Consider the following 19520-nt stretch of genomic DNA (forward strand, 5'->3'; position numbering starts at 1 on the left):
TCCCGGAGCGGGTCTCAATCCGCCCCAAAGGTTCGAGGGGGCAAGGGCGTGAAAATGTGCCCTTCTTGCAGGTTGCCGAAACTGCGGCAGCGCTCGGATCCCCAGCGGAACCCGTAGAGGGCGATGTAAGCACACATCAACGCATCCACTTGATCTTCGTAGTTTTTGAGTCGACGGCCCTTGAGGGATCCCACCTCCACTTGAAGCAGCTCCTCGTGGCCCTGGAGAGCCGGGTCAGCGGCAGCTAGAGAGCGCAGATGATGCTGGTAAAGCTGCCAGGCTTGTTGCCGTTCTGGCCAGGTGCGTCGAGGGCGGGCCTTGTATTTCAGGGTGCGGCTGAGGCCAAAGAGGCTGACCAAGGCGCTGTGGGGGAAGACCTCGGTCACTTGGCGGGTAAGCTTTCCTCGCTCGATGTTGGACTGCTCCCGAAAGCCATAGCGGGATAGGGCTTGCACCAGGGCTTCTCCTCTCACTTGGCCGTTTTTTTCTAGAAGCCGGCGGTTGGCTGGGTGGGCCCCGGCTGCATAGGCGCGAAACACCCGGTTCAGTTCGGCCTCGGCCCGTCGCTGTCCGCTGAGGTTGGGGACGCGCAGGGGGGCATCCACCGCCACCAAGCAGGGATCTTCGCCCGCCTGAGCTTGAATATAGTCCAGGATCTCCTCATCCGTTTGGAGAATGCGGCTATCGACCAGATGGCCTGTCAAGTTCTGCCTGCCGGGATCCCCAAGCTGGACTCGCAGCGTGGCCAGACCGGAAGGGTTGCGGGGCGACCAAGCCAGATCCAGGCCAATGCAAATCAACTGAGCCACACCGCCTTCCCCTTTTCCTCAAGTTCGACAGATCAAAGCCATTTCCAAGAGCCAGTTTGAGGCAGTTCCCGATTGCATGGCTCCGGCGCCCTCACCCCCAGCCCCTCTCCCAAAGGTAGAGGGGGATCAACGTCACAGACAGTTGCGCTGCTGTTGCATGGGTATTGGGAATGATCCCGCCGGATTGCCTGCGTCTTGATGAAAATCCACAAGAAAAGGGATCCCACCAGGGGATCCCGAAAGATTCATCCAAGATGCCTGGCCAGGAAGCGAAGTGCCCATGGGCTCTTCGGTGAGCCTCAGGGATCCACCTCGCTGTGGCGGTCAACGGATTAGTAGTCGTAGTCACTCATGCCGCTGCCGCTGCTTGCCGGCGTGTTGGTTTTGGGCTCGGGCTTGTCCACCACGATCGCTTCAGTGGTCAGCACCATCCCCGCAATGGAAGCAGCGTTTTGCAGGGCAGAACGGGTAACCTTGGCCGGGTCTACAATGCCCGCCTCGAACATATCCACGAAGGCGTCGTTCTGAGCATCGTAGCCGGTGTTGAAGGGCTTATCTTTCACCCGCTCCAGCACAATGGAGCCGTTTTGGCCGGCGTTCTCAGCAATGCGGCGCAGCGGAGCGCCCAGAGCGCGGGCGACCAGGTTGGCCCCCACCAGTTCATCGCCGGACAGGTTGGCTTGCGCCCACTCGGTTACCACTGGGATCAGGTGTGCCAAGGTGGTACCGCCGCCGGGAACGATCCCTTCTTCTACCGCCGCTTTGGTGGCGTTGATGGCATCTTCCAGGCGCAACTTGCGGTCTTTCATCTCGGTTTCAGTGGCCGCGCCCACTTTGATCACTGCCACACCGCCGGAGAGCTTGGCCAGGCGCTCTTGCAGTTTTTCTTTGTCGTAGGTGGAGTCGGTTTCCTCAATTTGACGGCGAATTTGCTCGCAACGAGCTTTCACGGCCGCTTCGTTGCCTTCCGCCACGATGGTGGTATTGTCTTTGGTTACCGTGACGCGACGGGCAGTGCCGAAGGAATCGAGGCGAGCGTTCTCCAGCTTCAGGCCGCGCTCTTCGCTGATTACCTCACCGCCGGTCAGGATGGCAATGTCTTCCAACATAGCCTTGCGGCGATCCCCGAAGCCAGGCGCTTTCACCGCCACCACGCTCAGCACACCCCGCAGCTTGTTCACCACCAGGGTAGCCAGCGCTTCTTTCTCGATGTCTTCGGCGATGATCAGCAGAGGACGACCGGCGCGGGCCACCTGCTCCAGAACCGGTACCAGGTCTTGCACCAGGGTGATCTTCTTATCGGTGATGAGGATGTAGGGGTTTTCCAGAACCGCTTCCATCCGCTCGGTGTCGGTGACGAAGTAAGGGGAGATGTAGCCCTTGTCGAAGCGCATCCCTTCCGTCACTTCCAGCTCGGTGGTCATGGACTTGCCTTCTTCCAGGGAGATCACCCCTTCGCGGCCCACCTTGTCCATGGCCTCGGCAATCATACGGCCCACTTCTTCATCGTTACCGGCGGAAATGGCCGCCACCTGGGCAATGGCTTTGGAATCTTCCACCGGGCGGGCATGTTCGGCGATTTTGTCTACCAAAAACTTCACCGCCTTGTCGATCCCCCGCTTTAGGGCAATCGGGTTGGCGCCGGCAGCCACGTTTTTCAGACCTTCCTTCACCATGGCGTGGGCCAAGACCGTGGCCGTGGTGGTGCCATCCCCAGCCGTGTCATTGGTCTTGGAAGCCGCCTGCCGGATCAAGGAAACGCCTGTGTTCTCAATGTGATCTTCCAGCTCAATTTCTTTGGCAATGGTTACCCCGTCGTTGATGATTTGGGGGGCGCCAAACTTCTTCTCCAGCACGACGTTGCGCCCTTTGGGACCCAGGGTAACGGCTACGGCTTCTGCCAAGATATCCATGCCGTGCTCTAGAGCGCGGCGGGCTTCTTCACTGAAGATGATTGATTTGGCCATAGTCAACCTCTCCGATGCAAACGCAGGTAAGGGTGAAACAGAATCTCAAGGATTCAATCGGTCGTTGAACTGCTGCTGAATCACTGACCATTACTGAACAATGGCGAGAATGTCCCGCTCGGCCAACAGCACATATTCGTCGCTGCCCAGCTTGACCTCGGTTCCGGCATACTTGGAGTAGAGCACTTTGTCGCCGGCTTTCAGTTCCATCGGGATCAGCTTGCCGTCGTCATTGCGCTTGCCAGGGCCAACAGCAACCACTTCCCCCACCTGGGGCTTTTCCTTGGCAGTGTCCGGCAAGAAGATCCCACCTGCGGTTTTCTCGTCCTGCTGAGCGATTTTGACCAGCACGCGGTCGCCCAGCGGCTTCAGGGTAGAGACGTTAAGAGCTACTGCAGCCATGACAAATGTCCTCCGTGATCCTAAAGCACGAAGCTGAAGTTTTCATCTCCATTAGCTCCACTTCCCCGAAGGGAAGCGACTTAGCACTCTCGACTTACGAGTGCTAGTTTATCAGCCAACTTTCTGGCCTGACAATAGCCTTTGTCGGTGGGATCCCGCTTTTGGCGGGTACGGTCGGGGTGCGGATCCCCCTACTTTGGGGTCTGCTGTGGGATCATGACCTGAGTTGGGCTTGGTTGAGAAGGTGTGGATCCCGTTGTTTCAGGTGGATGCGTTTACGGCAGTGCCTTTTGCAGGTAACCCCGCGGCGGTGTGTTTGCTGCCTCAGGAGCTGCCGCAGGCACTGATGCAGGCCATTGCCGCAGAGAACAATTTGTCGGAGACGGCTTTTTTACTTCCCCAGGGATCCCAGGGCGAGGTTCCCCACTATGGGCTGCGCTGGTTTACGCCGACGACGGAGGTGGATCTCTGTGGCCACGCCACCTTGGCTGGTGCCCATGTGCTGTTCACCGAGGTGCATCCTGAGGCGGAGAGGGTAGCCTTTTCCACCCGCAGTGGCCTGTTGCAGGTGCGGCGGCAAGGGGATCGCCTGGCCATGGATTTTCCTGCTCAAACTCCGGAACCTTGGCCAGAAGCCAAGGAGCAGGTGGCAGCAGCTTTAGGGATCCCACCCGTGGAGCTATACCGGGGGGACATGGGGGTGGCGGTGCTGGCTTCGGCGGGACAGGTGCAGCAGGTGCAACCGGATCTGGCCCAGGTTCAAGCACTCCCCGTTCCGGGGTTGATCGTCACAGCCTCTGGGGCGGCTCTGGGGAATGGGCCGGATTTTGTCTGCCGCGTTTTCGCTCCTCGGCTGGGGATCCCGGAGGATCCGGTGACGGGATCCGCCCAGTGTCTTTTGATGCCCTATTGGGCCAAACGCCTGGGTCGCTCTGAGTTACAGGCCCACCAGCTATCCAGCCGCGGCGGGGAGCTCTGGTGTCGCGATCTCGGCTCTCGCGTGGAGATTGCTGGGCAAGCGGTGCTGGTGATCAGAGGAGAGCTGAGGCTGCCTTAGAACCGTTGTCGACTAGGGTGCTAGCGGCAGGGAACAAGGCCTCCGGCCCGCTAGGGCGAGCAGTTGAAATAGATGGTAATAAAAACCACGACTGCTATCAGCCCTACAGAACAAAAAACACCTCGGATACCTCCGAGGTGCAGGCCAGGAAAGAGCTTGAGCTAGCCAAGGATTTCGGCGGCTTGAATGAGCTCCACCTGCTTTTTCTTCAGCACCAACAGCACCTGGGTAATGGTAATGGCTGCCAGGAAGGCCACCAGCCATTTCACCCGATCCGGGCTTTGCAGCACCAGATCCCGCTCCACCTGGCCAAAGCCGCCCACATTGGGATTGTTGGTGACGGGATCCCCTTCTTTGACGCTGTCTCCAACAGCAACCACCAGTTCCGGCCCAGGCGGCACCACCAGGTTTTGGATCCCGCTTTCGGTCTCGAAGCTGAGAACTCTCGTGCCCGGCAGCTCGTATTCCGGGGGCACCAGGCTGGCCAATTCAGCCGGCAGATCGCTGATATCGGAGTTGAGGGTGGCGATGTTGACTAGACGCCCGGTGGCCGGAGCGCGGAAAACGTTGTTGTTGCTGAGGCTGCCGTCGGGGTTAAGCTGACCGCGACCTCGGTTGGCCCCGATGTAAACGCGATACTTCATGAAGGCCACCGAGGGATCCTCTTTCGGGTCAGGGGCCACCACTGGAAAGACGATTTCTTGATGCTGCTCGCCCGGCAAAGGCCCGACCAAGAGGATATTGGGCTTCGCGTCGCTGTAGGGGGTGATGTAGGTCTCGGCAGTTTCTTGCCGTTGTTCCTCGGTCATCTCGGCTTCGGTGGCTAAACGGAAGCCCTCCGGCAAGACCACCACCGCGCCCACATTCAACCCACCCTTGCTGCCGTCTGCCAGCACCTGCTGCTTGCTCAGGTCATAAGGGATCCCAACTTTGATGGTAAACACCTGGCCGGGGGTGACGGCCTGGGGCACCTCGGCGCGAGTGGGCATGGCGTTCAGGTGGCAGTTGGCACAGACAATTTTTCCGGTCGCCTCGCGGGGGTTGTCGTAGGCCATCTGGGCATAGTAGGGGTAGGCTGCCGCCGGACGTGCCCCCATCCCCAGCAACAGCAGCAGCCCACAGAAGGCCAAGCAGATTCGCTTCATAACTCTCAGCTCAGAATGAATTTCCATCACAGGTTTAGGACACAGTCTTGGAACAGCCATCTCGACAATTTGCCCCAAATCGTTCGGCAAAAGCCGGCACAGCCAGCGGGATCCCTTGCCCTTTAGGTTTCCCGGAAATCGGGGCCTTGCCAAGGGCTGAAGCGGACGTTGTCGCCATCCACAGTGGCGCTCACCAGCTCCAGCGAGCGGGGAGCCGGCCCCCGAATCACCTTGCCATTGGCCGCGTACTGGGATCCGTGGCAAGGGCACTTAAACAAGTTTTCCCCCACATTCCAGGGCACCACGCAACCGAGGTGGGTGCAAACCGCGTTGAGGCCGTAGTTGGCCACCGCCCCATTGTCGATCACGATGTAGGTGGGATCCCCCTTCAAACCTTGGGCCAGCACCCGATCCGTAGCGGCATGGGTGGCCAACAGTTCACTGACGCTGATGGGCTTGCCGAGGGCGTCCTGAGCTATGAGGCCCTCACCCCCTCCACCGGAAGAGGGCGGGATAAAGTACTTCACCACCGGGTAGAGGGCGCCCACCACTACGACTCCCACAGAGCCGCTGAGCAGGGCATTGAGAAGAACCCGCCGGCTCATGGGGGGCGCTTCAAAGTTGCTAACCGCTTCCGTCATAATGGCAAATGCAGACCTGAGAAGTTTTAACGTTCGTTGACAAGCGACATCATCCTAACCGACCCCTCTGGCCAATATCGTTAAGAAATGCAACGCTGGAAGAGGCCGTGGCCTTCCTTCCCAAGGTGAGCGGCCCACCCAGCGCGATTGGAGCCAGATCCAAGCCAGCCTCAGACAAGTCTGATGAAGGGATCCGACTTTCAAGCTTTGTTGCGCGAGAAGTGGGGCTATTCCTACGACGTGCAGCTGCGGCGTATCCAGCAGAAGGTGGTGTTGCTGGTGATGTGGCGCTATCTGGAGCAGCCCTCCTTCCCCTTGAGCGAGGCCGAGTATTTGGCCCACTTGGAGAACGTGCTGGCCCATTTGCAGGCTTGGGGGGTGTGGGAAGCGGTGCGTCGGGAAATCGAAGCCACCCGTCAGAGACCCCGTATGGGCAAGGCGGTGGCCATTCCTCTGGATTTGCAGAAGGTGGGGGAGCGAGTCTCCGAGTGGTTGTTGTGAGTTCTCCTGGGGAGAAAGAAGTCCAAGCAAACCTAAGCGCCGGATTCGCCGGCTGGCCAAGAAACTCGAATGGGTCTCAGCTCAAACGGCAGACCGGGAGTTTGCCCAACGGCCATGACCTCTCTAGAGGGGACGCTGCTGGCGCACTTGTTCGGTTTCGGGGCGATCCTGCTGAGCTTTGGATTCCAAAAGCTGGCGGAACACCGGATCGTCCAGACGGTAGTCCCGCTGCTCGATCAAATCCCGGTCGGTTGAGTAAATGGTGTCCGACTCTTGCACAACTTCTTGACGGCGGAAGCGGCGGGCAAAGTTGAGTTTGCGCAGCAGCGCCTCTGTGGGATGCTGCAGATGCTCTCGCCAAAGCTGCCGGACACGATTGCGACGCTCCACTCCCTGGTTACGGATTTGCAAGGTCAACCAGCGAACGGCGGGCACCGCCAAAAACAGCGTGCCGTAGAGAAACAGAAACCCAATCAACGGGTAGATGAAGGCCAAAAAAGCATTGCTGCCGGCTGCCGCTGCCACCTCCTCCCGTGCCCCATAGAGAATGGCAGCCAGAAAGAAATTGAGAACTCCCAAGCCTCCTGCCAGGGTCAGTTGACCAGGCGTGGCCCGGCTGAACACCCAAGGTTTCTCCTGCAACACCTCAGGGATCCCCTTGGGCTTGCGCTCTGAGGCGGCCACCTGCAGTTCCGGAAAGCGGTAGACAATGTCCCCGTCCTCGCTGACCTCCGGCTGACCGTCGAACTTGAGCAAAATGGGCAGCATGTAATCTTCGTATTCCAAGGCCGGGGATCCCGGCTCCACATCCAGATAGGGCAACACCTGTTCCGCTGCGATCACCCCCCCATTGGCACGAATCAGTTGGCCAATGAGGGCATAGCGCTCCTCCTCCAGGTTGGCATTGGGATCCCCGTCCCCAAAGAGGAAGCTGTACACCGCTTCCAGGAAGTTCAGCTCGGATTTTTGCGGCTGGCGGGGGCGCGTCCGACCGGAGTAGCTGCCATAGTAGGGATAGGGATCCCAGAAGGGGTTGCCGATCCAAAGATTGGGGAAGTAGTAAAACCCTATCCCCCGCGACCGGCTGCGATTGTCCTGCTCGCGGCTGCTGGCCATCTGCAAGGCAATCAACGCTAGGACAATCAAGACAATCGACACCACCAGCAGAATGCCGAAGGAGATGCGCAGCCCATAGAGGAAGCCCCCCCACAGTTTGCGCCGCAGGGCTGCTAGCCGATCCTGCTGCTCCTTGCGCTTGAGAATGCTGCGAAAATCCGGTGGAAAAACGTAGGTAATCTCCCCCTGCCGGGAAACCTGGAGATGCCCCTCCGCCTTTTGGGCCAAATTCAGCAGCTCTTGTTTGGCCTCGTGTAAAGCTAAGCCCGTGCTGGATGCAATATCTCCCAAGGTGACCCGCAGGCCCAACTGTTCCACTGCATCCATCACCAATGTTTGTGTAGCCACTCTTAACCTCCGCTTTCTGCCCCAATTGCCGAGGAGCCTGTCGGGATCCCTGGACGCAGATCCGCTCCCCTGAGCTAGACCTAGCGTCTCCTCTATTCCCAGTATCTGATACATTCACGCTGAACTCTCCTGAACATGGTTCAGGAAAGAAGCGATCGCATCCTGCCTATCTCTGAGCAGGAAGGCGGTATCCCGCAAAGCCCTGAGGAATACCCCCCGAGCGCTTTCCCCCTTCACTTCCCGGCAACCGTTGCGGTGGACTCAAGGATCAGGGGGAAACTTGGTCTACTATATCCCTCTCAATGACTTTTGCCAAACCGCCTAAAGCTCAGTAAATTCAGCAAAGTTCAGGGTTTTGGGGGTTAGAGGCATGCTCCCCACTAACCCAGCAGCGGCGAGGGTTATACCCCCCTCTAGGGCAGCCAAGCCATCACGGCCAGCAGGGTCGAGAGGATCCCGATCAACACCCAGATGAGGGGCTTAGTGTCCAACGGGGGATCCGCTGCCCGGCGGCTGAGGGGATCCCCAGATCTTGGGGAAGGGCCTTTGCGTTGGGAGCGCCCATAGGCCAAGCGGTACTCTGGGGGATCAGCTTCCTCCAGCCGGCTGAGGTCGGGAATTTCGCTCAACCACTCCGCTGGACGCCGCAGACGAGGGGCTTGCCAGATACCCAAGACATAGCGAGCCTGCTGGGCAACTTCTGGATCTGGGTTGCGCAGCAAGGTTTGGGCCAACAGGATGGCCTCCTGCGTTTCGCCAAGGGCTTCTTGGGCCAGGGCCTGCCAGAGCCGTAGCTTACCCGACTGCGGATAGCGGCTTTGGGCCTGCTTAACCTCCTCTAGCGCCTGCCGGTATTGTCCTCGCTCGAACCTCAACTGGATCAGAGCCAAGTGCTGAGACAATCTCAGGTCTTCGGGAAGCGTCATGCTCAGGATCCGCAGGCTAGGTCAGCTTCTGTTCTACCCCAAACCCCACCAGCAACAGCTCCTGCAAAGGCTGACCCTGAGGGGGACGTTGGTAGGTAAGGATCTGCCGCAGGCGCAGGCGCGGATTCAGTAGAGTGATGGTATCTACAGCAACCACACGAGTGTAGGTGGTGGTCATCACCAGTTGCAGGGATCCGGGATCAAACCGGAAAGCCGCCACCATCGGGCGATCTTCCTCGTAGGCCCGATCCCGCAGGTAGTCTCCCTGCAGCCCCAGGGGGGTTTCCTGCCGAGGGACAAACAGCATGTTCAGCTCTTGCCCGGCCTCCTCCCCCGTTTCGGAAACCGTCTCAAAAGCCAAGTGAAAGCCCAAAAAACCATCCACGTTGTGGTTGGGGTAGTTGTTGTCGGTGAGCACCTTGTGCTTGAGCTCAGGGGTGAGGGTGCGAATGGTGAACTCGGTGCGGGAGCGCTCCACCTCGCCACGGTCTAGGTAATGGTAGGTGCGCTCTGTGCGCCAAGCCCCAATGCAGCAGTTGAAAAAGTGGTGAAATTGCTGGATGGCGTTCATGCGGGCGGGAGCGGACAGAGTCAGAAACCGGCGCTGGAGCCGAGAAGTGGCCCAGAAAACCCTGCCTCTGATCCTAAAACGAATTGAAAACAACCAGGAATCCAAATCCTAATGCCAACGATTGAGATCTGGGTCTGGAGCGGGATCTCCTCCCTCACCCGCTTTTGGCCACCGGGATCCCTTGGGTCTGCCCCAACAACTCCAAGGCTCGCTGCAGCTGGATGTCCTCCGGCCCGGCCAAGGTTTCTGCCGTCAGGGGAATGGATCCCTCCGCCACCACCACATCGGGCTGGATCCCCTGGCGATGAATGTCGTGGCCGCTGGGGGTGAGGTACTTGGCCGTGGTCACCGCCAGCCCCGATCCATCCGCCAGCTCCAGCAGGGATTGAATCAGACCCTTGCCAAAGGTGCGCGTTCCCACCAGTTGAGCTCGCCCACTGTCCTGAAGTGCCCCGGCCAACACTTCACTGGCACTGGCGCTGCCCTGATTTACCAAGACCACCAGCGGCGCCTCTGTGAGCACCTCGCCGGTGGCGGGAATGCTGTCTTGAATGCCGTGGCGATCCGTCACCAGCACAATGTCACCCTTGGGGATCCAGAAGCGGGCGATCTCAATGGCCGCCTGCAAGAGTCCCCCCGGATTGTTGCGCAAATCGAGAATGTAGCCCCGCACCCCTTGAGCTTCTGCGGCCTGAATGGCTTGGCGGACTTGAGCGGCAGCATTGCCGTTGAACTGGCTGAGGCGAATGTAGGCCACCGATCCCTGAGGCAGCTCAAAAAAACGGGTGCGCACGGGGTTGATGGTGATCGATTGGCGTACCAGCTCCACCTCCCAAATGCGATCCTGCCGCCTCAGCTTCAAAGTAACCGGCGTGCCGCTGCGCCCCCGCATCCGCTCGGCCACTTCGTCCAGGCTCAGCCCCGCCACCGGCACCCGATCCACCGCCAAAATCTCATCCTGGGGTTGGATCCCGGCCTGCTCGGCAGGAGTGCCTTCCATGGGGGCAATCACCCGCACAGCGCCTTGCTCGTCGATAGCAATCTGCAAGCCGACACCACTCAGCTCGCCGGCTGTGGAGGTCTGCAGGCTGAGGTAGTGCTCTCTGTCCAGAAAGCGGGTAAAGGGATCCCCCAGAGTGGCCAACATCTCCTCAATGGCCTGATAGGTCTGCTTGCGCTCCTTTAAGGGCCGGGAGAGAAACCGTTGCCGCACCTGCCACCAGTTTTGCCCGTTAAACCCCGGATCCACATAGGCCCGATCCACATAGGCCCAAGCCTGCGCCAGCAGTTGCTGCTCTTCTCCCCAACGGCTGGCCTGCCCTGTACAGGCGCCAATGCCCAAACTCGCCCAGAGCAAACACCCAAGCAAGACAATGCGGATCCCCCACCCTCTCCAGCGGATCCCTGTGTATCTCGGCTTCTGCACAACCATCGATCCCAAAAAACATTAAGAAACATTTAAGAAACATGAACAAAACGCAATATCGAAAACTTGCCTGGCCTCCTGGGATCGAGATCTTCGTCCCCAAGCTGAGCCCGACGCCAGGATGGTGTTAAAAGATTGTGTTACATTGCTGAGTGGAGTGGGCTTGCCCCGCCCTCGAGATCCAATTTCAAGAATTGCAGGCATTATGAGCAAAGTTTACGACTGGTTGGACGAGCGGCTGGAGATTACGCCTTTCGTCGACGACGCAACAGGGAAATTCATTCCGCCTCACGTTAACATCTTCTACTGCCTCGGCGGGGTGACGCTGGTGTGCTTCTTAGTTCAGTTTGCCACCGGCTTCGCCATGACGTTTTACTATCGTCCGACGGTGGCTGAGGCCTTTGAATCGGTGAACTACATCATGACCCAGGTGAACTTCGGCTGGCTGTTGCGCTCCATCCACCGTTGGAGCGCCTCCATGATGGTGCTGATGATGATCCTACACACCTTCCGGGTCTATCTGACGGGGGGATTCAAAAAGCCCCGTGAGCTGACCTGGGTAACCGGCGTGATCTTGGCGGTGCTGACCGTCTCCTTTGGCGTTACCGGCTACTCCCTGCCCTGGGATCAGGTGGGCTACTGGGCAGTCAAGATCGTCTCAGGTGTGCCCAGTGCCATTCCGGTGGTGGGCGACTCGTTGGTGCAACTGATCCGGGGCGGCGAAGCAGTGGGTCAAGCTACCCTGACTCGCTTCTACAGCTTGCACACTTTCGTGCTACCCTGGCTGACCGCAGTCTTTATGACCATGCACTTTTTGATGATCCGCCGCCAAGGCATTTCTGGGCCTTTGTGAGAAAGGTTTGACTCCCAGACGCCTTTGACTTTCCTGGTAACTGGGATCTCTAACTGCCCCTTTTTCAGAACTTTTGTCCCTAGATAAGGAGAACTCTCATGGCTGTCTCAAAACAGGTGATAGCGACCGAGGCCATTACCCGCAAGGTTGATCTAGACAACCCCAAAGTTGTAGCCAAGCTGAAGAAAAACATGGGCCACATGACCTATGGTGAGCCCGCTTGGCCCAACGATTTGCTCTTTATGTTTCCGGTGGTGATCTTGGGCACTATTGGAGTGATCGTTGGCCTGTCAGTCATGGATCCGGCAGGTGTAGGGGAGCCGGCGGATCCCTTTGCTACGCCTCTGGAAATTCTGCCGGAATGGTATCTCTACCCCGCCTTCCACATCCTGCGGATTGCTCCCAACAAGCTGTTGGGAATTGCTCTGATGTCTGCCATTCCTGTGGGTCTCTTGTTTGTGCCCTTCATCGAAAACGTCAACAAGTTCCAAAACCCCTTGCGCCGCCCAGTGGCGACAACGGTGTTCCTGATCGGCACCTTGGTCACCCTCTACCTGGGCATAGGTGCCACCTTGCCCTTGGATAAGTGGGTCACCTTGGGCTTGTTCTAAAAGAACATCTGGGACTCCCGCTTGATGGGTTGATCGTCATCATCACCATCAGAATCACCATCAGAGTGCAGCAGGTTGGTGGCCAGGCTGCACTTTGTTATTTGGAGAGCTTTTTAGAGGAGTTGTCTGCAAACCTGTGTGCCAAGGGATGGGCAAGTCCGCCGAAATGGTAGTATCTCTACGCCCTCATCTTCAGCTTGACCGCTCATGAGCACTTCTTCTTCAACTGCTCGAACCTATCGGATCACAGCCCTTGCCGGAGATGGCATCGGCCCCGAAATCATGCGGGTGGGACGAGCCGTTTTGGATGCAGTTGCCCGGCAGATGGGATTTGCTCTCCAGTGGCAAGAGGGCCTAATCGGCGGGGCTGCCTACGACCAGACTGGGGATCCCTTGCCGGCAGAAACCCTGAAAATGGCTCAAGAGAGCGATGCCGTTTATCTGGCTGCTGTCGGCGACTTCAAGTATGACGCTCTGCCTCCTGAGAAACGCCCGGAGCGGGCCTTGTTGGGCTTGAGGGCGGGGCTGGGGCTGTTTGCCAACTTGCGTCCGGTGAAGGTCTTCCCTCAACTGGTGGGGGCCTCCTCCCTGAAGCCAGAGGTGATCTCAGGGATCGACCTGGTGGTAGTGCGGGAGCTGACGGGGGGCATTTACTTCGGCCAACCTAAGGGAATCTTCACGGATGCCCAGGGATCCCGGCGTGGCGTGAACACCATGGTCTACAGCGAAGCTGAGGTGGATCGGATCGCCCGAGTTGCCTTCGAGCTGGCCCGCAAGCGTCGGCGCAAGCTCTGCTCAGTAGATAAGGCCAATGTCCTCGAAGTGTCGCAACTGTGGCGGGAGCGGGTCAATGTCATTGCGGCTGAGTACCCGGAGGTGGAACTTTCCCACCTGTACATCGACAATGCCGCCATGCAGTTGGTGCGCTGGCCCAAGCAGTTCGACGTCATCCTCACGGGCAATCTCTTCGGCGATATCCTCTCCGATGAAGCGGCCATGCTGACCGGCTCTATTGGTATGCTGCCCTCTGCCTCTCTGGGATCCTCTGGCCCCGGCCTATACGAGCCGGTACATGGGTCGGCTCCCGACATTGCCGGACAAGACAAAGCCAACCCCATTGCCCAGGTGCTCTCCGGCGCCCTGATGCTCCGCTACTCCCTGGATCAGCCGCAAGCTGCCGACCGCATCGAACAGGCGGTAGAAGCCGTTTTGGCGCAAGGGTACCGCACCCCAGACCTCTACTCTGAGGGAATGACTTTAGTGGGTTGCCAGGAAATGGGAGAAAAGTTGGTGGCAGCCCTGTCCCAGCAGCAGGCGCAATAGCCTTTTTCGGGGCCACAGGCTACAGCCAAGGCAGACGTGCGGCGATTTCCAAGCAATTTCCAATTGTGGGGAGCCTTGGAGCTACGCCCAACCGGCTTCAGGGAGAAGGTCGACCTCCTCGGTGGTTTTAATGGCCTCTTCCGGTCGAGGTGTGGCTTCTTGGCAGCGCTCCATGGCTTGAAGAAGCAGGGCTTCCCCTTCCTGCACCGTCTCAATGCGACAGAGGAGGGCACGGAATTGAGAGGCTCCGGCAAAGTCTTTGATGTACCAAGTCATGTGCTTGCGGGCCTGACGGATGCCACGTTCTCCCTTGTACTCCCAGAGACCGCGCAGATGCTCTAAGGCCATTTGAATCCGCTCCAGGGGAGTGGGGGCCGGTCTTTCTTGACCGGTTTTCAGGAAGTGATCGATTTCCCCCACCAGAAAGGGATAGCCCATGGTGCCGCGGGAGCACATCACCCCATCGGCTCCGGTTTCCTCCAAACACTTCACCGCTGCGGCTGTCGAGAAAATATCCCCATTGGCGATGACGGGAATGCGCAGGTGCTGTTTGACGCGGCGGATCCAGTCCCAGCGGGCTTTGCCGTTGAAGCCTTGGGCGCGTGTTCGGGCATGCAGGGTGAGCAGTTGCGCCCCTGCCTCCTGCAGACGGTGGGCAAAATCCAAAATGTTGATCTCCTGATCCGACCAGCCCAGGCGCGTTTTTACGGTTACGGGCACCTCCACTGCGTTGGCCACCGCCTCCACAATTCGCGCTGCCGTGTCGGGATCGCGGAGCAGAGAAGAGCCGCCGCCGTTTTTGGTAATCTTGTTCACCGGGCAGCCCATGTTGATGTCCACCAAGGTCGCCCCTTCGTCCACAGCCATGCGGGCTGCTTCCGCCAGAAAGTCGGGCCGACAATCAAACAGTTGGATGCCGATGGGCTGCTCCCCCTCGCCAACCTCCATGATGCGGGGCAACTGGCGGGCATAGTGCAAGCCGGTCGCGCTGACCATTTCCGTGTAAACCAAGCTGTGGGGGGCAAAACGGCGCACCAGCCCTCGAAAGACTTGGTCGGTTACCCCTGACAGCGGCGCCTGAAAAACGCGGCTCAAAACTTTTACCCCGCCGATATTGAGGGGCTGGGACAAGCGGGCTTGGAGTTCCGGCGAAAGCTGCAGGCCCATCGGGATCTGGAGAAGGCTATCCCTCTTTGTTGACAAAGTAAAGAAGACCCATGATGCGCGCTCGTTTGATCGCGGCAGTGAGCTCCCGCTGTTGTTTGGCGGTCAGGCCGGTGATGCGGCGGGGCAAGATCTTGCCACGCTCGGTCACAAATTTCTTGAGCAGCTCCACATCGGTGTACCTAATGGGTTCTCCCGGCTTAATGGGAGACAGGCGGCGGCGAGCGTAAACCATAGGTCAGGAGAACGGCGAAACGGCTTGAACTACTTAATCTCTTTGTGGACGGTGTGGCGGTTGCAGTGGGGGCAGAATTTCTTCAGCTCTAAGCGGGCTGTTGTGTTGCGGCGGTTTTTGGTGGTGGTGTAGCGGTTCACGCCTGGAGAACGTTTGTTGACGTTGGTGCGGCACTCGGTGCACTCCAGGGTGATGATGATGCGGGCACCCTTTGCTTTGGCCATATACGGATCCCAAGACGAAGGTAAACGGCAACGAGGAAACTGCAATCCCAGATCCTGAGGCTGGAGATGGGGGTTTACCTCGATAAGCGCGATCACCAATTATCCAACTTTTCCTTGACGGAATCAACCCAAGTTTTCACTTGCTTGCCCGTTTGTTGCCGTAGGCTACGGGCGTTGCGATCCACATCTTTGCTCAGGCGCTGCAACTGCTTGGACAGATCCCGCACGGCGTCATTGCGCTGGGCTTGGCGCAGCAGGTCGCGAGCAGCCGATTTGACGTCGTCAGCAGCGTCCCCCTCTAGGATGTCCTGCAAAAACCGCAAGACTTTTTCATCCAGGTGGTAGCCCCGCTCCGCTTCCACCACTAGGGTACGTCCGGCGCGGTCGTGAATGGTTTGGCGTTTTTCCTTGTCGAAGACGGCAAACAGCCCATCCGCAGCCAGAGGCACCAGCAGGGCCTCCGTGAGCACAAAGAGGGAGAGCACTCCCTCTCGAGCCAGAGAGCGAACCAGGTGCGGCGAGGCTTCGGTTTCGGGATCCAGGGTTTTGATGTTCAGCAGCCATTTGCCGAGGCTTTGGCCCTCAGGACGGGATTGGAAATAGCCGCGGTTCACCAGCCAGGTGGCGAAGAAGGCGAGATAGCCGGTCATGTCCACGGCGCCTGCATTGGCCCCTACCAGAGCAGCCAAGCCTTGGGCTAGGTAGGAGATCCCCAGCCCCAGCCCAAAGTCGAGGGCAAAGGCCCCAATTCGTTTGCTCCAGGGAGCCAATTTCGGCAGGGTTTCCCCCTCAGCAGCCGTTTGCGGGACTGGCCGCTCGGCTTGAACCGGGGGCAGAGAAGTGGCAGGGGGCAAAGCGCTGAAGGCTCGCCATTCGTTGGCAGTTTGATCCAGTTGTTCGGTTTTGGGCCGCTCTGGAAATTGGGGGCGTTCGGGGTAAGGTCTGGGATCCGTCATTGCCGGTTGAGACTGTCAGTTCTACCATTCTAGCGAGGCAAGCCCACACCCACCGGCAGAGGGGACGGGCTGCGACGGGGGATCTCGTAGGTCAGCCGATCGCGGGCCAGCAGGGTATTGGGAAAAATGGCCTGAGCTTCTGCCAGCAGGTCTTCCAAGGTAATGGGGGCTTCTGGGGTGTAGCGGGGGCTGAAGTGGGTGAGGATCAAAGCTTGGGCCTTGGCTTCGGCGGCCACTTGGGCGGCCATGGCGGCGGTGGAATGCTTAGAGCGGCGGGCCAGCTCCAAGTCAGCCTGAGCGTAAGTGGCCTCGTGGATCACCAAGTCGGCAGCCCGGGAGAGATCGACGGCGTTGCGGCAGAAAATGGTGTCGGTGCAGTAGGAGAATTTGCGGCCCGGAATGGGATCCCCGACATAATCCCGTCCGTGAAAGCAGCGGCCCTGCCAGATGATGGATTGGCCGGCCTTGAGCTGCCCATACAGAGGGCCAAAGGGGATCCCATCGGCTTGGGCTTTGGCTGCATTGAAGCTGCCTGGCCGATCCTGTTCCACCACGCGGTAGCCGAAGGCGGGCACCCGGTGATCCAAGGGCGCGCAGAAGACGGAGTATTCCGGCTCTTGCAGGATGAGACCGGTTTCGACGGTGTGAACGCGGAAGCCGTAGGGGATGCGCGTCTCGCTGTAGCGCAACACGGCCTTCAGGTACTCTTCCAGGCCCGGCGGGCCGTAGATATCGATGTGCTCAGGGGTGCTGCCCAAGCCACAGGAGGCCAACAGCCCCGGCAGGCCGTAGATGTGATCCCCGTGCATGTGGGTGATAAAAATGCGGCGCAACTGGCTGGGGCGCAGCTCATCTAGGCGCAGCAACTGGTGTTGGGTGCCCTCGCCGCAATCGAACAGCCACCATTCCGACCGCTGGGGAAACTGCACCGCCACCCCAGAGACATTGCGCTGGCGGGTGGGCATGCCGGAGCTGGTGCCCAAAAAGGTGATCCGAATGGCATTGGGATCTGTCACAGGGGCAAGACCTCAGGGATTGGGATCCCTAGCTTACCAATTGCTGATACATTTACGCTGAACACTGCTGAACATCACTGTTCAACTATGCAGCGATAGCATTCTGTTTGTTTCCAACCAGAATGGCGGTATCCCGCAAAGCTTTGAGTAGAATACCCAAAGCGCAGTTTCCGTGTCGTCTTACTACCAATTTTCTGCTTTGCTTTGGCTACCATGTTGGCAGACTCGAAAGTAAACAGAAAGATCAACTGGTAGTAATCCGTACTGAACATATTATACATTATTTTCAGTATAGTTGAGCTTATTATTGACTAGAGTCATGCTCTCGCTGGCCGAGAAAAAACCCTTGATAGGATGGGGAGTAGAACGTACCCTTGAGCCTTCTCGTCATGATCACCCTGACCGATAGCGCCATCCAAGAGTTGAAGCGCCTGCGCAGCAAGTACGAAAAAGAGGGATCCCAGCCCATCCTGCGTCTAGGGGTCAAGCCGAGCGGCTGCTCTGGCCTCTCTTATGTGATGAACTTCGAGTCTCAGGCCAACCCTGACGATCATACCTTCGACTTTGGGGATATCCAGGTGGCGGTGGATCCCTTGAGCATGACCTTGATCAGCGGCACCACCGTCGATTTTTCCGAGGATCTGCTGGGCGGTGGCTTCCGCTTCAAGAACCCCAACGCAGTCGCCAGTTGTGGGTGTGGCACCTCCTTTGCCACTGCTGAGACTGCTGCTGTCGTTGGTCACTAAAGTCTCAATCGCTGCCTCCCACCCGCCTTTGGGCGTCAACGGTTGGAGGGCTCTAGGCTGGGCAGCCAAAGGACAAACCAAGTCCATCTCTTCTGGCTGGTGACCCGGATTTGGCCCTGCAGATACTCCACCCAATGCTTCACCAAGGCCAGTCCAAGGCCGCTGCCCGGCTGCGCCCAGGGATCCTCAGAAGGCACACGGTAAAAGCGTTCGAAAAGGTGGGGCAGGTGTTCAGGCTCGATTTGGGCGGTATTGCCGACTCTTAACTCAACCCCACCGGGAAAGGCTTGCCCCTCCAAGCGGAGGGTTCCGCCCGGCTGGGTGAACTTACAGGCATTTTCCAGCAGTTCCTTCAGGATCAGGGTTAGCTGCTGCGGGTAGCTGTAGAGCACTGCGGGAAGTGAGGTCAGCTCCGCCATCTCCAGCTTCAGTTGCCGAGCCTGAGCCCGTTCTCGCACCCCGTCGAGCAGGCTTGTGCAAAGGCTGTGGAGATCGATGGCGGCAGCCGCAGAGCTCAACTCTTTGGCTTCTAGGCTCTGCAGATCCAGCAACTTGTTGATCAGCTCAATTTCAGCCTGACACTCTTCCAAAGCGATGCGGTGGTATTGGCACTGCTTCTCGTTGAGAGGAGTGCGGCCTAACAGTTCCAGGGCCAACTTGATCTTGGTGAGGGGAGTGCGCAGCTCGTGGGAAACGCTGGCCAGAAAGCTATCCTTGAGGCGGCTGAGCTGCTGCAAGTCCTGTACCTGGCAGACCAGCTGGGCGGTACGTTCCTGCACCTTGGCTTCTAGGGCTTGGTTAAGTTCCCGCAGGTGGCGTTGGGCTTGGCTGGCCTGGATCAGGTGGCGGATGCGCCGCTTCAAAACCGACCAGCGAATGGGTTTGGAAATGTAATCGCTGGCCCCGGCAGCAAAGGCTTCATCCACGCAGGACTCATCTTCCAGCGCCGTGACGATGAGAATGGGCAGATCCGAGTTTTGAGCATGGAGGCAGCGACAGCACTCAAACCCATCCACATCCGGCATGACCGCATCCAGCAAGACCATATCCACTGGGTGTTGAGCGGCTAGCTGCAGACAGACTTCGCCGCTGCTGGCTTCCAGGACTTGGTAGCCTTCTCGCTCAAGGGCGTAGCGAACCAAGAGTCGCTGGCTGGGCTCATCGTCCGCGATCAACAACAACGGCTTCTTTTCAGGAGAGGGGGATCCCGCCTGGGCCTCAGGAACCGCCGGCGAGCTGGCCGGAGGGTGGGGATTGGGCCTCAGCATAGGCATCGAGAGGAGAGCATGACTCTAGTCAATAATAAGCTCAACTATACTGAAAATAATGTATAATATGTTCAGTACGGATTACTACCAGTTGATCTTTCTGTTTACTTTCGAGTCTGCCAACATGGTAGCCAAAGCAAAGCAGAAAACTGGTAGTAAGACGACACGGAAACTGCGCTTTGGGTATTCTACTCAAAGCTTTGCGGGATACCGCC

Annotated in this window: 21 protein-coding genes and 1 pseudogene; 6 read left to right on the forward strand and 16 right to left on the reverse strand. The window is 58.6% G+C overall.

The features are described from left to right. Positions 1-14 precede the first annotated feature (14 nt). The 3 genes from ACVW0C_RS09835 to groES all read right to left on the reverse strand — a co-directional run bounded on the left by ACVW0C_RS09835 (position 15) and on the right by groES (position 3178). Entirely contained in the window at positions 15-809 is a 795-nt protein-coding gene (locus tag ACVW0C_RS09835) for a DUF429 domain-containing protein (protein WP_457385191.1), read from the reverse strand. A gap of 332 nt (positions 810-1141) precedes the next feature. Beyond that, a complete protein-coding gene (gene groL, locus ACVW0C_RS09840; RefSeq protein WP_011433224.1) occupies positions 1142-2776 on the reverse strand; it encodes a chaperonin GroEL in 1635 nt (544 codons plus the stop codon). A 90-nt stretch (positions 2777-2866) separates the two neighbouring features. Then, complete coding sequence (gene groES, locus ACVW0C_RS09845) at positions 2867-3178, reverse strand: co-chaperone GroES (protein ID WP_414380983.1); 312 nt, start codon at positions 3176-3178, stop codon at positions 2867-2869. 244 nt (positions 3179-3422) lie between these two features. Here groES and ACVW0C_RS09850 point away from each other — a divergent pair, with 244 nt between their 5' ends. Next, positions 3423-4235, forward strand: coding sequence for a PhzF family phenazine biosynthesis protein (locus ACVW0C_RS09850; protein WP_457385209.1), 813 nt, complete (start codon positions 3423-3425; stop codon positions 4233-4235). 161 nt (positions 4236-4396) lie between these two features. Here ACVW0C_RS09850 and ACVW0C_RS09855 read toward each other — a convergent pair whose 3' ends face one another. Together ACVW0C_RS09855 and ACVW0C_RS09860 are read right to left on the reverse strand one after the other, a co-directional pair. Continuing rightward, positions 4397-5380 carry an apocytochrome f gene (locus ACVW0C_RS09855; RefSeq protein WP_457385192.1) on the reverse strand — a complete coding sequence of 328 codons (984 nt, stop codon included), beginning with the start codon at positions 5378-5380 and terminating at the stop codon, positions 4397-4399. A 122-nt stretch (positions 5381-5502) separates the two neighbouring features. Continuing rightward, on the reverse strand, positions 5503-6021 hold the full coding sequence (locus ACVW0C_RS09860) for a cytochrome b6-f complex iron-sulfur subunit (protein ID WP_414351678.1): 519 nt from the start codon (positions 6019-6021) through the stop codon (positions 5503-5505). Positions 6022-6204: 183 nt separating this feature from the next. On the opposite strand from ACVW0C_RS09860, the gene ACVW0C_RS09865 reads away from it, so the two are divergent. Further along, entirely contained in the window at positions 6205-6522 is a 318-nt protein-coding gene (locus ACVW0C_RS09865) for a DUF3067 family protein (RefSeq protein WP_011433229.1), read from the forward strand. A gap of 123 nt (positions 6523-6645) precedes the next feature. Here the strand turns inward: ACVW0C_RS09865 and ACVW0C_RS09870 are convergent, their stop codons facing one another. The 4 genes from ACVW0C_RS09870 to ACVW0C_RS09885 form a co-directional block, all read right to left on the reverse strand. Next, entirely contained in the window at positions 6646-7986 is a 1341-nt protein-coding gene (locus ACVW0C_RS09870) for a hypothetical protein (RefSeq protein ID WP_457385193.1), read from the reverse strand. Between the two features lie 413 nt (positions 7987-8399). Next, positions 8400-8912, reverse strand: coding sequence for a hypothetical protein (locus ACVW0C_RS09875; RefSeq protein ID WP_457385195.1), 513 nt, complete (start codon positions 8910-8912; stop codon positions 8400-8402). A 16-nt stretch (positions 8913-8928) separates the two neighbouring features. After that, positions 8929-9483, reverse strand: coding sequence for a phycobiliprotein lyase (locus ACVW0C_RS09880; RefSeq protein ID WP_414400675.1), 555 nt, complete (start codon positions 9481-9483; stop codon positions 8929-8931). 154 nt (positions 9484-9637) lie between these two features. Beyond that, positions 9638-10915, reverse strand: coding sequence for a S41 family peptidase (locus tag ACVW0C_RS09885; RefSeq protein ID WP_457385197.1), 1278 nt, complete (start codon positions 10913-10915; stop codon positions 9638-9640). Between the two features lie 199 nt (positions 10916-11114). On the opposite strand from ACVW0C_RS09885, the gene petB reads away from it, so the two are divergent. The 3 genes from petB (at position 11115) to leuB (ending at position 13696) form a co-directional block, all read left to right on the forward strand. Continuing rightward, positions 11115-11762, forward strand: a complete 648-nt coding sequence (gene petB / locus ACVW0C_RS09890) for a cytochrome b6 (protein WP_457385199.1) — start codon at positions 11115-11117, stop codon at positions 11760-11762. Positions 11763-11860: 98 nt separating this feature from the next. Further along, complete coding sequence (gene petD / locus ACVW0C_RS09895; protein WP_011433236.1) at positions 11861-12373, forward strand: cytochrome b6-f complex subunit IV; 513 nt, start codon at positions 11861-11863, stop codon at positions 12371-12373. A gap of 207 nt (positions 12374-12580) precedes the next feature. Then, on the forward strand, positions 12581-13696 hold the full coding sequence (gene leuB / locus ACVW0C_RS09900) for a 3-isopropylmalate dehydrogenase (RefSeq protein WP_414399133.1): 1116 nt from the start codon (positions 12581-12583) through the stop codon (positions 13694-13696). Positions 13697-13777: 81 nt separating this feature from the next. Here the strand turns inward: leuB and dusB are convergent, their stop codons facing one another. From dusB to ACVW0C_RS09930, 6 genes and pseudogenes are all read right to left on the reverse strand, one after another. Continuing rightward, positions 13778-14863, reverse strand: a complete 1086-nt coding sequence (dusB, locus tag ACVW0C_RS09905; RefSeq protein ID WP_414375158.1) for a tRNA dihydrouridine synthase DusB — start codon at positions 14861-14863, stop codon at positions 13778-13780. Between the two features lie 16 nt (positions 14864-14879). Next, positions 14880-15095 carry a 30S ribosomal protein S18 gene (rpsR, locus tag ACVW0C_RS09910; RefSeq protein WP_011433239.1) on the reverse strand — a complete coding sequence of 72 codons (216 nt, stop codon included), beginning with the start codon at positions 15093-15095 and terminating at the stop codon, positions 14880-14882. Between the two features lie 29 nt (positions 15096-15124). Continuing rightward, positions 15125-15319, reverse strand: coding sequence for a 50S ribosomal protein L33 (rpmG, locus tag ACVW0C_RS09915; protein ID WP_011433240.1), 195 nt, complete (start codon positions 15317-15319; stop codon positions 15125-15127). 92 nt (positions 15320-15411) lie between these two features. Beyond that, positions 15412-16275 (reverse strand): RDD family protein, encoded by an 864-nt coding sequence (locus ACVW0C_RS09920; RefSeq protein ID WP_457385200.1) that lies wholly within the window; start codon positions 16273-16275, stop codon positions 15412-15414. 29 nt (positions 16276-16304) lie between these two features. After that, positions 16305-17291, reverse strand: a complete 987-nt coding sequence (gene rnz, locus ACVW0C_RS09925; protein WP_457385202.1) for a ribonuclease Z — start codon at positions 17289-17291, stop codon at positions 16305-16307. 85 nt (positions 17292-17376) lie between these two features. Next, positions 17377-17560, reverse strand: a pseudogene (locus ACVW0C_RS09930) (hypothetical protein); the annotation flags it as partial. Between the two features lie 120 nt (positions 17561-17680). Between ACVW0C_RS09930 and ACVW0C_RS09935 the strand changes: the two are divergent. Beyond that, on the forward strand, positions 17681-18037 hold the full coding sequence (locus ACVW0C_RS09935) for a HesB/IscA family protein (protein ID WP_457385211.1): 357 nt from the start codon (positions 17681-17683) through the stop codon (positions 18035-18037). Between the two features lie 35 nt (positions 18038-18072). On the opposite strand, the gene ACVW0C_RS09940 is transcribed toward ACVW0C_RS09935, so the two are convergent. Next, positions 18073-19305, reverse strand: a complete 1233-nt coding sequence (locus tag ACVW0C_RS09940) for a hybrid sensor histidine kinase/response regulator (RefSeq protein ID WP_457385203.1) — start codon at positions 19303-19305, stop codon at positions 18073-18075. Between the last annotated feature and the right edge of the window lie 215 nt (positions 19306-19520).

The organism is Thermostichus sp. OS-CIW-26, from assembly GCF_054058395.1.

What these genes read in the sequence shown, in the direction of transcription:
- ACVW0C_RS09875 (WP_457385195.1), bottom strand. Translation starts at nt 8,912, where the DNA reads ATGACGCTTCCCGAAGACCTGAGATTGTCTCAGCACTTGGCTCTGATC.
- rpsR (WP_011433239.1), bottom strand. Translation starts at nt 15,095, where the DNA reads ATGGTTTACGCTCGCCGCCGCCTGTCTCCCATTAAGCCGGGAGAACCC.
- petB (WP_457385199.1), top strand. Translation starts at nt 11,115, where the DNA reads ATGAGCAAAGTTTACGACTGGTTGGACGAGCGGCTGGAGATTACGCCT.
- ACVW0C_RS09865 (WP_011433229.1), top strand. Translation starts at nt 6,205, where the DNA reads ATGAAGGGATCCGACTTTCAAGCTTTGTTGCGCGAGAAGTGGGGCTAT.
- ACVW0C_RS09885 (WP_457385197.1), bottom strand. Translation starts at nt 10,915, where the DNA reads ATGGTTGTGCAGAAGCCGAGATACACAGGGATCCGCTGGAGAGGGTGG.
- groL (WP_011433224.1), bottom strand. Translation starts at nt 2,776, where the DNA reads ATGGCCAAATCAATCATCTTCAGTGAAGAAGCCCGCCGCGCTCTAGAG.
- dusB (WP_414375158.1), bottom strand. Translation starts at nt 14,863, where the DNA reads ATGGGCCTGCAGCTTTCGCCGGAACTCCAAGCCCGCTTGTCCCAGCCC.
- ACVW0C_RS09860 (WP_414351678.1), bottom strand. Translation starts at nt 6,021, where the DNA reads ATGACGGAAGCGGTTAGCAACTTTGAAGCGCCCCCCATGAGCCGGCGG.
- groES (WP_414380983.1), bottom strand. Translation starts at nt 3,178, where the DNA reads ATGGCTGCAGTAGCTCTTAACGTCTCTACCCTGAAGCCGCTGGGCGAC.
- ACVW0C_RS09935 (WP_457385211.1), top strand. Translation starts at nt 17,681, where the DNA reads ATGATCACCCTGACCGATAGCGCCATCCAAGAGTTGAAGCGCCTGCGC.
- ACVW0C_RS09920 (WP_457385200.1), bottom strand. Translation starts at nt 16,275, where the DNA reads ATGACGGATCCCAGACCTTACCCCGAACGCCCCCAATTTCCAGAGCGG.
- leuB (WP_414399133.1), top strand. Translation starts at nt 12,581, where the DNA reads ATGAGCACTTCTTCTTCAACTGCTCGAACCTATCGGATCACAGCCCTT.
- rpmG (WP_011433240.1), bottom strand. Translation starts at nt 15,319, where the DNA reads ATGGCCAAAGCAAAGGGTGCCCGCATCATCATCACCCTGGAGTGCACC.
- ACVW0C_RS09855 (WP_457385192.1), bottom strand. Translation starts at nt 5,380, where the DNA reads ATGAAGCGAATCTGCTTGGCCTTCTGTGGGCTGCTGCTGTTGCTGGGG.
- ACVW0C_RS09940 (WP_457385203.1), bottom strand. Translation starts at nt 19,305, where the DNA reads ATGCTGAGGCCCAATCCCCACCCTCCGGCCAGCTCGCCGGCGGTTCCT.
- petD (WP_011433236.1), top strand. Translation starts at nt 11,861, where the DNA reads ATGGCTGTCTCAAAACAGGTGATAGCGACCGAGGCCATTACCCGCAAG.
- ACVW0C_RS09880 (WP_414400675.1), bottom strand. Translation starts at nt 9,483, where the DNA reads ATGAACGCCATCCAGCAATTTCACCACTTTTTCAACTGCTGCATTGGG.